Source organism: Belliella baltica DSM 15883 (genome assembly GCF_000265405.1).
In the GTDB taxonomy this organism is placed as follows: Bacteria; Bacteroidota; Bacteroidia; order Cytophagales; family Cyclobacteriaceae; genus Belliella; species Belliella baltica.
Genome location: NC_018010.1, coordinates 1,016,318 through 1,029,337, shown reverse-complemented (window position 1 = coordinate 1,029,337; position 13,020 = coordinate 1,016,318). Strand labels below are relative to the sequence as shown.

Below are 13,020 nucleotides of genomic sequence, written 5' to 3'. Positions count from 1 at the left end.
AAAATGAGTGTTTAGTGGATTGGTTATTGGTTAAATTAGGCTGGGTAGTTTTATAATTTGATGTTTCTGTGAATGGGATTGCAAATCCCTTTTATCTGGTTTCGAGATTGCAAATCTTGAAAAGCCGGCAGATATCGAGTGGGGGATTGCAAACCCCTTTAGTCTGGTCTTGAGATTTCAAGTATTGTAAACCGGCGCTATTTTTTTTCTAGATGGGCATTTAGCAGATCTAGGAAATAGAATTCATTCTGAGTTTTCCTCAACTCATTAGATTTTTTCCTTGGTTCAATTTTTTGTGGGAGGTGTTTGGTGTCCTGTAGGCTACTTTTGAATCATCAATCATTCAAAACAAAAACCAAATCAATATGAACAAGGAATTAGTATTACTTAGGACTTTTGCAATAGCCATGGCGGGTGGAGCAATTTTACTTACTTCAGTTGCCTTTAAAAATAATGGTAACCATCATTTTGAAGAAATCGATGTACAGAGAATAAACATCGTGGAACCCGATGGCACGGTCAAGATGGTCATCACTAATGTGGATAAATTCCCAAATGGGGACACTAAAATCAACGATCGACCAACCAATGCAGAAAGGAAAAAGCGATCAGGGATGTTATTCTTCAATGAAGAAGGGATAGAATGCGGTGGACTTATTTACGATGGTGCACTCACCGAAAACGGCCACAGCGCTGGATTATCCATGACATTTGACCAGTATGATGGAGATCAAGTGATGCAGTTATTGACCACAGATTCCAAGCAAGGAGATAAAAGAAGGGTAAGCAGTAGTCTCGTGTTTATGGATCGAGCTGAAAAGGAAACCCAACTCAAAACGATGGAAATCATGGCAGAGGTGCAGGAATTGAGGAAAACCGATCCAGCGGCAGCTCGTGCCAAAATGCTAGAATATCAAGAACAAGAATTGATTGGTGGAGCTCCTAGAGTGATGTTAGGCAAATCAGGAAGTCAAAATAACGGTCTTTTTCTATTCGATGATCAAGGCATGCCGCTGGCGATGTTCTATGTAGATCAAGCGAATCAAGCCAAACTAGATTTCTTCAATGAAAAAGGTGAAGTGCTCTACTCCTTCCCTCCTGCAGCAGAAACAAATTGATCCATTAGTTTATTAGCCCTTTTGAAAGAAAGGGCTATTTTTACACCCTCCTAGTTCTTAGCAATGAAAAAGTTTTTCCAATCACTTTATTTAAGCAAATACTTTTTGGCTTTCATAGTCATCTTTGCCTATTTGGAATCCATACAGATCAGGTTCTACTTTAGTAAATCCTTCCGTTGGTTTTTATTTACTCCAGACGCAGCCATAGGTCAGTTGATCAATGCCATGCTTTTGTTTGTCATCATTGGCTTGGTGATCCGAAGGTTTGAAGAGAAGCTGACACTTAGCCATGCGCTTTCAGTATTCACTATTTCCCTTGTTGTTTATGTGATTGGTAATAATATTCTGTCCTTTTTGATCTCACTTGCTTTCAATACTGTAGCGCGTAATTTCAATTTTAATTCCTTGGCAAGCTCAAACATCAAATATGTAGTTGATGTATTTGTCTATGGTGGATTCTTCTTGGCGCACTATTATTTTCACAAAAATCAAGAAGACAAAAAGAAAATTTCCGAGCTTGAAAAGGCTCAGATTGAAAGTCAATTGTCTAAGCTCAAGGCACAATTGGATCCGCATTTTCTCTTCAACAACCTGAACGTGCTAGATCAATTGATTGAAGAAGATCAGAAACAAGCGTCGGCATTTTTGCATGATTTCTCGGATATCTACCGCTATGTGTTGCAGTCTTCCGATAAGCAACTCGTAAGCTTAGAAGAAGAGTTGGATTTTGCACAGCGCTATTTCCGATTGATGCAGCAGAAATATGGGGATGCTTATATTTTGAAAGTTGGTGGTGTGATTTCGAAAGGAGCTCTTTTGCCCGCATTGAGTTTGCAGGTGTTGATTGAGAATGCTATTGAGCATAATTTGGGCACAGAGAAGGATCCTGTATTGATTGAGTTGGATTTTGAGGAAAAGTCACTTTCTATCACCAATTCACTCAAACCCAAGAAAAATCCTAAAAAGAATGGAGCGCTATGGGAAAAACAATTTGGCTATTCAGGTTGTAGGTTCCGACAAAAAGCTAGTGACGAGTCAATCCAGTACGGCTGCATTCCGAGAGTGGGTGGAGCAGTGAGATAGAAAAGGAGGGAAATCTCGCTAAGACCGCTGAGGAGCAAAGGCTGCAAAGTGATTTTTCCACGGATGAACGCAGTGGGTTTTAGATTTTTGGGTTGCACAGAGTTTCGCTGAGGATGCACGGAGGTGCGCAGAGGAATTCTTTCACATGTAAAGGGAATTCAAATAGCCGTGTTTTTTGTGTTTATCCGTGGGAGAAATTTATTTAGATCTGTAAAAAGATATAAAGGCGTAGTTTCAAACTAGGCCTAGTTGGAGGCGAATATTAAAATTAGAATGGCACTGTTTTAAGCAAATGGAGGTAAAGCAGCCTCGTTTTTGTTGGATTTAAAAACTTAATCTTTAAATTTAAAATATACGAAGCAGCAACTCTCAGTAAATTGAAATCAAACCAATCGACACTACTCAAAAAAGTAAGAATTCTAAAGACCTTTTATCGGGCTTTTTCTGCGGCTAGTCTTACGCTAACCGTTGTGAGTTGGGGGATCATTTGGACTTCTGGAAATGCAGCTTTTGCCCCATTGTTTTGGTTGAAAATATTAACTTCTGCGGGGATTATCTTTTTCCTCCAAGATGATATGAGGAAACAGTTTTACTACTTTCAAAATTTGGGTTTCAATAGAAGACAGCTTTGGTCTTGGACCATTGGGTTTGATATTTTCTTGTTTCTATTTGGTTATTTTTTGATCCTAAAGTTTTTATGAAGCATACTTTAGAAGTGGACGGTGTCATGCTGAGTTTTGGGCAGAATCGTGTGTTGCAGAACATCTATTTGAAATGTGAATCAGGTAGTGTGACGGGTCTTCTAGGAAGAAATGGATGTGGAAAATAAAGGGATATTGATATCTGATCATCTTTACCAGCATATCATGGAGGTCTCTGATCAAGTGTACATGATCAACAATGGCAGAAGTTTTCCAATCCAAACTGCTGAAGAGCTTCATGAAAATGGGTATATCAGGCTTAGATAGGTTTGCCATAGATTTAATTGCACGCGGAGCCTCGAAGTGATTCTGCCACAGAACCTGTCCCGAGACGATCGCGATGAACACTGGTGGATTTTAGATTTTAAATTGTAGAATTCAGATTTGGGGGTGTGTAGTTTTATGGGGTTTGGTTGAATTCATTACTTTTTAGGGACAGTAGGTTTTTTGGGTTGCACAGAGTTTCGCTGAGGATGCACGGAGGTGCACAGAGTTTTTTTATTTGGGAAAAGCACTCGGATCCATCCCACCTTCGGCAAAAGGCATATTTTGTTTGAATTGATTTAGCACTAACAGCGATAGAAATTTCTAATTCTTGAATAATGAGTACTAAATTTGCTAAATTAGGTATAAAAAGCTTTAAATATGAAATAAATGACTTTAAAATAAATTAAAAGTTAAAATAATAATAAGAAAAATTATAAAATAACTTTAGTATATGTTGGATTATTATTTTTTTTATCTTATGTTTAATATATAAAGATTTCTAAACCAGTTGTGAAAACTTTTAAGGTTATCTACACTACCTTTTTAAAGTGTATTAAGATTAATTATTTTAATTTATGAACAGATTTAAAAAAATGATTGCTTTTGTAGCGCTGTTTGGAACACTAGGTGTATTAAATTACAGTTATGCATATAGACTAGCTTTTGATGTAAGGAATACCTCCGGTGAGTTAATTTATACCACTTGTTTTCTTTCAGGTGGAACATGTCTTCCTACTGTTGTTGTTACTCCTGGAAATGATGACTTAGAAGAAGGAGTAGGATGAGCAACTCATCATTTCAAAAACAGTTAACCAAGGCATTCAAAAATGCCTTGGTTTTCTTAAGTTTTATATTTACCGGTTTAAATTGCTCTGGTCATAAAATTTCTAATTCTGAATTTTTAAATTTAGATTTCAAAGAATTTATAACAATCTCTCTCAACAATAACGCTACTAATAGTTGGCTTTATCATCAAATTTTTAATCTAAATAATGGGAGTAAATATATGGTTATTCAAAATCCATTCCCAATGAACCCAAATCGGTTATTTCTGAATTCGCTTGAAGAAAAAGAAAAAAATATCGAACTGATTTTTGATGTAGAAGGACCTAATGGAGTTGGAAATGTAACAGATTTTTATCTTCACAACTTCGATTCCATTTTTCTAGTAGATAGATATTCTTACCTTTTATCTTTAGTCGATTCGTCAGGAAAAGTAAAACTCAGTTATCGTCTTAAAAAATCAGAAGGTAACAAGCCCGATGAAGTCTCTAGTTTACCATTCACTCTTAAAGGTAGAGACATTAGATTAGCAGATGGTTCCATTTATATACCTACAGTTCCTGATATTGATCCGTATCAAAATGCATATAAAAATAAAAATTTAATTGTTAAAGTTGATTTAAGTGACGGGAAAATCGAATATTTATTAGGATATCCTACAAGTTTTGGAAATGAGTTTCTAGGAGGTCCAGATCATTTTTTACCCAGTATTACTGCTTTTCGAAATCCAAATGAATTTCTAATTAGCTATCCTACAAGTGACTCTGTTTATTTTTTTGATGCAAAAAATGATGTTTTAAGAAAAATGTTTATTTCTAAATCAGATTTTGTTGAAAATATCAAAAGTCCAAATCCTCAAAATTGGGAGTATGAAGATCGAACTCGGCATCAATTAGAAACTCCTAGGCATGCTTTAGTAATTTTCGATCAATTTAGAGAGAAGATTTATAGAATTTCTTTAGGGGGATTTGATGATGAATCAGTTGATAAAATTATGAAAAATAGCAAAGTTACACCTAGAAAAGCTTCATTAAATGTTCATGATATCACTGGTAGGTTAATTAGTACTCATGTTATTGACACACGGAATTATGATCCTTTTGATATTATTGTTTTAGAAAATGGATTGTATTTAGGAGAAAATTCAAATAAGAGCGAAAATGAAAAAACTTTTTATAAAATTGCTTTTGATTAATATTTTATTCAGTTGTAATATCCACTCCAACGAAGAAGGCTATAAGCTTATTGAAATTAGTTATGAACAGTTAAATGAAATAAAATGTGATCATAAGTTGATTATAATCCCTTCTGTGGCTTGCTTTGAATGTCACACGACAGCATATTCATTAATAGAAAGATATGGTCAACATTTAGATTATCAGATCATTATTTCTGGAAGTTACAATAAGAATTCTAGAATTATGTTTGATGAAAAAGTTAGAGATTTTAAAAATGTAAAATTTGATAGCTTAGGTTTTTGGACAGAATATACAAGGCTTAATCCTAGTAAAATCATTGTTGTTTTTGTTAACGATGAATTTAGAACCCAAAAATTATTAAAATTAGATTCGAATAATATAGAAATATTAAATGCATTAGATTCTCTATGTCAAGATTGATTATTATAATAATTCTATTATTTCCTAGTTGTATTGATAAAACGACTTATCCAATAAATGAACTTGATGTTTTACCTGAATACCCCCAAGGCTTAGATGCTTTTTATAAATATCTTAAAAATGGACTTATACTTTCAGATAATCTAGAACCAGTAGAATTAGTTTTTAGGTTAGAAATTGACCTTGAAGGAAATGTTCGCAATCCACGAGTAATTAAAGGAAATTTCCCATTTTATGAAGAACAGATTGTAAAGAAGTTAATTGATTCTGAAAAATGGATCCCAGGTAGGTAAAGGGCTGCTTTTTTGCGACAAGTTAAAAATAGAGTTTTAACTTTATAAATAGCAAAAAAGAGTATGAAAAAGTCAAAGTTTACAGAAGCACAGATCTTGAAAGTGCTAAAAACCCAAGAGGAGGGAAAAAAGGTAAGTGAGATCTGCCGCGAGTTCGGTATTTCAGAGCCAACATTTTACAATTGGAAGAGCCGATATGGCGGAATGACATTGTCTGAGCTACAGCGCGTTAAAGAGCTGGAGGCTGAAAATGCACGCTTAAAGCGGTTAGTTGCAGATTTATCTTTAGACAACCAAGTGCTTAAAGAGATTAACTCAAAAAAGTGGTAACGTCTTATCAAAAGGAGCAATGCTTAACTTTTGTGCAAGAAGTTTTTCCTAAGTTAAGTTATGCTAAGACGTGTAAGTTGGTTAGTTGCTCAAGAACAAATAAGTATTACAAAAAAGTAATGCCTGAGAAGGATGTCGTGGTTAAAGAGGCTATTTCAAGTGTGATTGGTACGAGTCGATTAGGGCGAAGAAAAGTAATTGTAAAAGTGCAAAAGAAGTATCCGGGTATTGGAGCAGCAAAAATCAGACGTGTTTACGAAAAGGAAGGTTTTTCACTGTATAAGCGAATGAAGAAAAGACGCATTGATAATCCTGCAAATCCGATTGAAGTACCATTAGCTGCAAATGTAGAATGGGCAATGGATTTCATGTCTGATTCACTGGCAAGTGGTAAAAAGTTCAGAACACTCAATATTGTCGATCAATACAATCGAAAATGCCTAGAAATAGGCATAAACTACTCACTTCCATCAAGAAAAGTGATTGAAATCTTAGAAAGAACCATTATTGAGCACGGAAAACCTTTAGGAATTAGAACCGACAATGGACCAGAGTTTACATCGTGTTTATTTCAAATCTGGCTAGACAAAAACGATATAGAGTGGATAAAAATCCAGAAAGGGAAGCCACAACAGAACGCTATCGTTGAGCGATTTAACAGGACTTACCGCGAAGACATTCTTGATGCTAACTTATTCTTTTCATTGGATCATGTCTATGAAGTAACTCAACCCTGGAAAGAAGATTACAACCAAGAAAGACCCCACGAGTCCCTGAACTATTGTACACCAAATGAATACGCGGCATGATGTGGGTTTTTGAAGGCATAGCACTCGGAAAATGGGTAAAAAGAAAGACGTCCAACAATCGAACGCCTCCCTTTCATTTTCGTCGGTCAATTTATCCCTGATGAGTTGCTCCCCAGCAGAGCTCATTTCCGTTTCAATTGAACAGTTCAAATTTCAATTTAATCAACTATATTTACAAACTGTCGAAAAAAGCAACCACTTACCGGTAGAATTAATAAAAAAAATGTTAATACATATTTAGACTTACCATTTTTATTTTTACCAGATAAAAATCCTGAAATCTAATTATGTATTTTAGTGGATATTCCAGAGCATATTGACCCCTCAGAATCGGAATGTTTTTGTTTAGTGAAAAGGAAATGAATGGCAATATTCGACTGATATTCCGGAGCATGTTGCCCTCTCTTTGGTCAAAATTCAGGAGCATATTGACCTCTTTGATTAATGGTTTTAGTTTTTTTAGCGGATACTTTTGTTAACTGCTGATTATAATTCTATGGTTTGAAAAAAAAACCAATAAGTCAGATGAAGCAATTGATATTACTTAACAGACAACTTCAAGTCATCTTTTCATAATATTCATAAGATTTAAGAAAAAATCACCATAGAGGCAGAATCTCAAAACATAGAATATAAAAGCACTTTGAGGGAGGAATACCTTGCGTTCCTTTATTGATAAAAATATTTTTTACAGTGGATTAGGATTATCGGGATTAGTTGATTGTGAATATTGATTCTCACGCGGATCCTCCCTAAAGTGAGGTAAACCTCCCAGAGGGAAGCAAGTGCGTGGATTTTTTACCACGGATGAATATGGTGAATTTTAGACTTTAGATTGTAGAATTCAGATTTGGGGGTGTGTAGTTTTATGGGGTTTGGTTGAATTCAATACTTTTTAGAGACAGTAGGTTTTTTGGGTTGCACAGAGATTCACAGAGGAATTACGGAGGTGCACTGGGTTTTTTGATTAGGGAATTGCACGTGGATCTTTAGAAGGAGGCAAGTTCGGGGATTTTTATTTTACCACAGATGAACACGGGTGAACACAGTGGATTTTAGAGGGTAGATTTTAGATTTAATCAAATCAAAAACTGTGTTATTTGGCTTTATCAGTGGCTTTCTGGTTTTTAAATTTTCCTGTTTGAAAAATAAACCAGACCTTTTAACTTGTGAGCTATGAAGATCAATTTAGAAGAAAAGTATTCCAAAATAGCCGGTTACTGGCATCCGCATATCATCGGCGAACTGAATGAAAACTATGTCAAACTTGCCAAGCTAAAAGGTGACTTGGTGTGGCACAGTCATCAGGAGGAAGATGAGATGTTTGTGGTGATTAGTGGTACTTTGATGATGGATTTCAGAGATGGCAAGACGATTACAACCAAACCTGGAGAAATCTTGATTGTCCCCAAAGGTATAGAGCACCGCCCTTGGACGCATGATGAAGAGGTTCGGGTGATGCTTATCGAACCTAAATCAACTCAGCATACAGGTACTGTCAAAGTAGAGCAGACTGTAGAAGAGTTGAAGTGGATATAAATTTTACCATAGGTGTTTTCTCTCCGCCGCAAATGTTTTAGCCGCAAAGGAACGATAGGGAACGCAAAGAAAAACTGTGTTTACCTGTGTTCATCAGTGGTAAAATACCTCTGCGATTCACTGCGCTCTCCGCGGCAAATATTTTTAGCCGCAAAGGAACGCTGGGGAACGCAAAGAAAAATTGTATTCATTCGTGTTCATTTGTGGCTAATTAATTCCTAAACCTCGAATGTAAAACTTCGAATTATGAATTATGAAGGAGTGGGAGAAGTGAAAATTGAGAGAGAATTTATGTTGAAAAGGCAAATAGATCTCTCTAAAACAATTGAACACAAAAATATAATTGGCCTATATCTGGTGATATATCTTTTAAAAAAATCAGGGGAACAAAGCTCCCCTGATTCATTCAATTATTCACTCGTAATCTGGCTAATACTTGCCAGAACGGTACCCGCGGTTAATAAATAACCAGCTACGTTTGTCAAAACGAGGGGTAAAGCTACAGGAGCTGTTAAGATTGCTCCGCCAATTCCAGCTAGAATCAATCCGAGTTGACCCAGTTTTTGGAATAAAGGTGGTGTTGGTTTCTTCCACCTTGTCTTCAATTCAGAGATTAATTTGTTTACTTCCATGGTAAATTTAGATATGAGATTTGAGACGTAAGACATGAGACTTGAGCCTACTTAATGATAGGCGGGTTTAAGTCTTGGAAATCTTGTGTTCTAAGCTGATCTGCTTGGCTTTGAGCCAAATGCAGAGTTCTCTCAGGTCACCGTAATCTTTTCTAAGATCCCGGATATCCTGAACCAAAAGCTTGAGGAAATATGCGATGATAGAGAGGAGGAGTGACACCACCCCTCCCACTCCTATTATTATTAAACTAATCATCTTCCAAGAAATCTTGGTCTCCCTCCGTAATTTCAAGCCATAATCTGTCACCTGATGCAAATACTTTTTCAAAAGCTTCCAATACTTTGAAAGTTGCCAACCTTGAGAACTTTGCTTTCCTATCCCAATGCAGAACAGGTGCTATTCCCAATAGCGGTATAAACTTCCCTTTTTGTAATGGGCTGATGATGTATTTGTCAGGTCCTTCATTGCGAAGCTGAAGGAACCAACCTCTTCTTTCATTGTGCTTAAGGAGAAGTTCGTACTTTCCTTCTTTGATACAGGGAGTTGGAAACATCCTGATTTGTTCGATGGTTTTGGAAATTACTTTTCCTTCGCACATCAAATACCCTACGGTCATCTCAGGCCTGTATTTCCTAAAGAGCTGCACTGTCATGGCTTAGTCTCTTTCAGCTGTAATGATTTTCGCAGCATTAAAATCACCATTGCTGAGTGCATAATTTATTCCATTAGAAATCTGGAGAAATTCTACACCAAGCAGGTAAACTTTATGCGGGTCTACCAAGGTTGCTTTAGGAATAGTTAGCGTCAAAGGAGCTGACACATCCCCGATTGGGAGTTCTGTCGATGCTTCCATGATGTAGTTCCTTTCTGCTGTTTGGAAATTGACCGATGCACCTACTGCGAATACTCTGAAGTGCGTGGCACCTTCAGGAATCATCAGAAAATCGCTAGGCTGAAACTCCGGAACAGACACTGACCAATCCGCTGCTGAGTTGGCGAATGTGAGTTCTGGTTTGAGTACCGTCGCCAAGTTGGCTTTGATATTCATTTCCAGTCCCTGCATCATCAACCAGTCACCTTCGGCTACCTGTCGCTCACCTCTCACGTTGATTGGGTCAGTACGGAGGACTTCCAGCATTCTCTTGATCATTCTTTGATGCAGTCTAGGATCAGAGATTTTGATGATTGCCGGTCTGACTGTATCCTTTAGCAGTTTGACTGCTACAGCATTTGTCTTGAACTCGGCGATATTTTCTCTGGTTCGTGCATATCGAGGGTCAGTCATGATTCTGGATTTTGTGACCCCACCTTTTTCTCTGGCCTGGTAGCCATCGCGGTTTTTGAAGAAGTTCAACTTTCCAATGTTACCGCTGAGGGTTATTATACCTGTTTGTTTTGCCATTTTGATATGGTTTTAAGTGAAACATGGTCAAATATGGCTGGTAGTCAGAAGGTTTGGAAATGAGTATGCGGATTCTGCGGGTTTTGCGGAAAAGGGGGTTATTTGCCAAAGATGGACGCGGATGGACACGGTTGATTTTGTTATTGGTTGAATAAGTTAATTGGGGGATTGAGGGATTGGATTATAGGGATTAAGAGGTTAAAGGGGTTAATTGGATTGAATGAGGGAAAAGGGGAAAAGGAGAAAGGGTGTTTGTACTTCCCTAAATAGCGTTGACCGTTTGGTTCAACATTCATTAAGTATTTCCATCGGGCAATCATGAGCCAGAGGTTCTTCTCTTGGGCAAACTTCGTAGGGGCTCGACGCCCCTTCGAAGTTTTTCTTTCCTTCGGTATAAACAATCACCGTCGGTCTTTCTTGGGCAGATAAATGTACTAATTTTTGATAAAATCCCATAGGAGTAAATTTCATTTTGAAAGCTCTGTGTAGTCTTTTTGTATTGTAGTGTTCAACTGCTTTTCCCACTTTTTTCTTCAGGTCTTTTAAGTCCTTAATCTGCCATCTTTTGAGGTATTCATTTTTAATAATTCCGTTGATTCGTTCAGCATAAGGGTTTTCCCATGCAACTGTTCCCATACTGATGTGAATATGGTTTTCTTTTAGTAAACAGGTATATTCCTTACTACTATACTGGGATCCTCTGTCTGAATGATGGATCAAGCCCCAAGACTGGTAATTCATTATCTTGAGAGCCATTTTCATAGCCGCTATATTTCCTTCTGTCCTCAGATTTTCGTTGACTGCATATCCTACTACCAATCTGGTATAAACGTCAATGATAAACACCAAATAATAATGCTCACCGTTTAAGTGAAAATAGGTTATATCGCTTTGGATTACCTGAAATGGCCTTTTTATTCCCATCCCCTCTATCAGGTTGGGATAAATATAAGCCCCGCTATAAGTAGTTCTATGATAATTACTTACACGTTTGACTCCATAACCTAATTCCATGAAAATCTCACAGAACTGATCCCTACCCATAAAGGATGGGCGCAATGTATAATACATCTTTTCAACCCCACAACCAGGGTGTTCTTCCTTGAGCTTATCTGCTAAGATTACCAATTCGGAAACCTCAAGATCAAAGGCTTCCTGTCTTTTCTTAGCCTGATGAACAGCTTGCTTGCTCACGCCTACGACCTCGTAAAGTGAATTGAGTGAATAACTCATAGCTTGTCGGTTGTCTTGGAACCACCAGAGTGTGGGGTGTTGGAGTTTTTTTTAATATCAATCGAATAGTTCTCCTTGGCCAGATCAATCATCTTCTCTAAGTAATCAATCATTATCTGCTTCTGACCTACTGCGCGTTCCAATTCCTTGACCTTTTCTTCCAGTTCCTTTAGCTTGTTTGTCTGACTATCTTTCATCTCAACTATCCTAACATTTTTTTCATTATACGTCGAATACTTATAAATCCAATTGTAGATAAGACCATTTCTAATATTATAAAAACGCTCCATCTGAGCAACAGACATTATCCCTTTCTCATAATCATCAACCAATTTACGTTTAAACTCTTCAGAAAATCTCCTTTGGGAATTAATCCTTTTTCCAGTCTTTAACATCTAATTTAAGGGTTAAAAACGGTCAACCTATTTCAGGGAATGACAGGAAAAAGGGTGACCACGGATTTTACGAATTGAACGAATTAGGGATTTGTGGGCTGATTTGGGTTTAAACTAGTATTTATTTCTTTAAAATCATTTTGAATTTTGCGCCAGAGCGCTTCAAATTTTGCGAATTGAAGGAAAGGGTTGAAAAGGAGGAATTATGAAGGATGAAATTAAAAAAGGGAAAAGGGGAAAAGTGAAAGGTTAAAGGGGAAAGGATTTGAAAGGATGAAATTAAAAAAAGGTTAAAGGAAAAAGGTTAAGTAATAAAATTAAGAAAAATAGCTGCCCGATTCTATGGGGATTGAGTACTAGGTAGAATCAGCACAAGACCCAGGCAGTATGAAGGAGAAAGCCGAAAATCCTTATTTAGAGTAGGCATTTTAACCATAAACGTTTTTACTGTCTTTTTTGATTGTTAAAAAAAGGAGAATATTATGGAAACTTTATTGAAAAAAGTACCTCTTTTAGCTTTCATGGTTGCAGCTGTTTTTGCTTTTGCATTTACGCAGCCGAACCATGCACCCATTTTTGCGTTCAATCCAATGACGCAACAATGGGATAATTTGACAGAATTAGAATTTGAGTTGGGGACTGATTATATCTGCAACGAAAGTTCAAATGTATGTACTGCAAGTTATACCAATGATGATCCTGAGAACGAGAATCCTATCCCTGCCACAGTGGTTGATGGAGATTACATCAGGTTGACATCGCAATAAAATTGTAGTGATTCTGTTTAAAAGTAAATAAAATCAAAGGGTGAAGCT

18 protein-coding genes are annotated in these 13,020 nt (G+C 36.8%); 11 read left to right on the top strand and 7 right to left on the bottom strand.

The window, feature by feature from the left end; genetic code table 11:
- Positions 1-365: 365 nt before the first annotated feature.
- From BELBA_RS04820 to BELBA_RS04810, 3 genes are all read left to right on the top strand, one after another.
- Positions 366-1,118 (top strand): hypothetical protein, encoded by a 753-nt coding sequence (locus BELBA_RS04820; RefSeq protein WP_014771631.1) that lies wholly within the window; start codon positions 366-368, stop codon positions 1,116-1,118.
- A 63-nt stretch (positions 1,119-1,181) separates the two neighbouring features.
- Positions 1,182-2,201 (top strand): sensor histidine kinase, encoded by a 1,020-nt coding sequence (locus BELBA_RS19025; protein WP_014771630.1) that lies wholly within the window; start codon positions 1,182-1,184, stop codon positions 2,199-2,201.
- A gap of 377 nt (positions 2,202-2,578) precedes the next feature.
- The gene (locus BELBA_RS04810; RefSeq protein ID WP_041779239.1) at positions 2,579-2,902 is read left to right on the top strand and encodes a hypothetical protein; all 324 of its coding nucleotides are present in this window, start codon (positions 2,579-2,581) and stop codon (positions 2,900-2,902) included.
- Positions 2,903-2,926: 24 nt separating this feature from the next.
- Here BELBA_RS04810 and BELBA_RS19610 read toward each other — a convergent pair whose 3' ends face one another.
- Positions 2,927-3,178 carry a hypothetical protein gene (locus BELBA_RS19610; protein ID WP_157466057.1) on the bottom strand — a complete coding sequence of 84 codons (252 nt, stop codon included), beginning with the start codon at positions 3,176-3,178 and terminating at the stop codon, positions 2,927-2,929.
- Positions 3,179-3,744: 566 nt separating this feature from the next.
- Between BELBA_RS19610 and BELBA_RS04805 the strand changes: the two genes are divergently transcribed.
- From BELBA_RS04805 to BELBA_RS04770, 7 genes are all read left to right on the top strand, one after another.
- Positions 3,745-3,954, top strand: coding sequence for a hypothetical protein (locus BELBA_RS04805; RefSeq protein ID WP_014771629.1), 210 nt, complete (start codon positions 3,745-3,747; stop codon positions 3,952-3,954).
- Positions 3,951-5,147 (top strand): DUF4221 family protein, encoded by a 1,197-nt coding sequence (locus BELBA_RS04800; RefSeq protein ID WP_014771628.1) that lies wholly within the window; start codon positions 3,951-3,953, stop codon positions 5,145-5,147. Before BELBA_RS04805 ends, BELBA_RS04800 begins: the two co-directional genes overlap by 4 nt.
- The gene (locus BELBA_RS04795) at positions 5,113-5,571 is read left to right on the top strand and encodes a hypothetical protein (RefSeq protein ID WP_014771627.1); all 459 of its coding nucleotides are present in this window, start codon (positions 5,113-5,115) and stop codon (positions 5,569-5,571) included. The genes BELBA_RS04800 and BELBA_RS04795 overlap by 35 nt, the downstream gene beginning before the upstream one ends.
- On the top strand, positions 5,559-5,864 hold the full coding sequence (locus tag BELBA_RS04790) for a hypothetical protein (RefSeq protein WP_014771626.1): 306 nt from the start codon (positions 5,559-5,561) through the stop codon (positions 5,862-5,864). The genes BELBA_RS04795 and BELBA_RS04790 overlap by 13 nt, the downstream gene beginning before the upstream one ends.
- Before the next feature lie 63 nt (positions 5,865-5,927).
- A complete protein-coding gene (locus BELBA_RS04785; RefSeq protein ID WP_014771625.1) occupies positions 5,928-6,194 on the top strand; it encodes a transposase in 267 nt (88 codons plus the stop codon).
- 32 nt (positions 6,195-6,226) lie between these two features.
- The gene (locus tag BELBA_RS04780; protein WP_041779522.1) at positions 6,227-7,003 is read left to right on the top strand and encodes an IS3 family transposase; all 777 of its coding nucleotides are present in this window, start codon (positions 6,227-6,229) and stop codon (positions 7,001-7,003) included.
- A 1,176-nt stretch (positions 7,004-8,179) separates the two neighbouring features.
- Positions 8,180-8,542, top strand: coding sequence for a cupin domain-containing protein (locus BELBA_RS04770; RefSeq protein ID WP_014771623.1), 363 nt, complete (start codon positions 8,180-8,182; stop codon positions 8,540-8,542).
- A 410-nt stretch (positions 8,543-8,952) separates the two neighbouring features.
- On the opposite strand, the gene BELBA_RS04765 is transcribed toward BELBA_RS04770, so the two are convergent.
- From BELBA_RS04765 to BELBA_RS04740, 6 genes are all read right to left on the bottom strand, one after another.
- Entirely contained in the window at positions 8,953-9,210 is a 258-nt protein-coding gene (locus BELBA_RS04765) for a hypothetical protein (protein ID WP_245531135.1), read from the bottom strand.
- Between the two features lie 31 nt (positions 9,211-9,241).
- On the bottom strand, positions 9,242-9,430 hold the full coding sequence (locus tag BELBA_RS04760; RefSeq protein WP_041779237.1) for a hypothetical protein: 189 nt from the start codon (positions 9,428-9,430) through the stop codon (positions 9,242-9,244).
- Positions 9,423-9,827 (bottom strand): DUF5675 family protein, encoded by a 405-nt coding sequence (locus tag BELBA_RS04755; protein ID WP_014771620.1) that lies wholly within the window; start codon positions 9,825-9,827, stop codon positions 9,423-9,425. Before BELBA_RS04755 ends, BELBA_RS04760 begins: the two co-directional genes overlap by 8 nt.
- A gap of 3 nt (positions 9,828-9,830) precedes the next feature.
- Positions 9,831-10,577 (bottom strand): hypothetical protein, encoded by a 747-nt coding sequence (locus BELBA_RS04750; RefSeq protein WP_014771619.1) that lies wholly within the window; start codon positions 10,575-10,577, stop codon positions 9,831-9,833.
- Between the two features lie 285 nt (positions 10,578-10,862).
- On the bottom strand, positions 10,863-11,810 hold the full coding sequence (locus BELBA_RS04745; RefSeq protein WP_014771618.1) for an IS3 family transposase: 948 nt from the start codon (positions 11,808-11,810) through the stop codon (positions 10,863-10,865).
- Positions 11,807-12,205: a transposase gene (locus tag BELBA_RS04740; protein WP_014771032.1), complete on the bottom strand. Its 399-nt coding sequence runs from the start codon at positions 12,203-12,205 to the stop codon at positions 11,807-11,809. The genes BELBA_RS04745 and BELBA_RS04740 overlap by 4 nt, the downstream gene beginning before the upstream one ends.
- A 482-nt stretch (positions 12,206-12,687) precedes the next feature.
- On the opposite strand from BELBA_RS04740, the gene BELBA_RS04735 reads away from it, so the two are divergent.
- Positions 12,688-12,972, top strand: coding sequence for a hypothetical protein (locus BELBA_RS04735; RefSeq protein WP_014771617.1), 285 nt, complete (start codon positions 12,688-12,690; stop codon positions 12,970-12,972).
- Positions 12,973-13,020 lie beyond the last annotated feature (48 nt).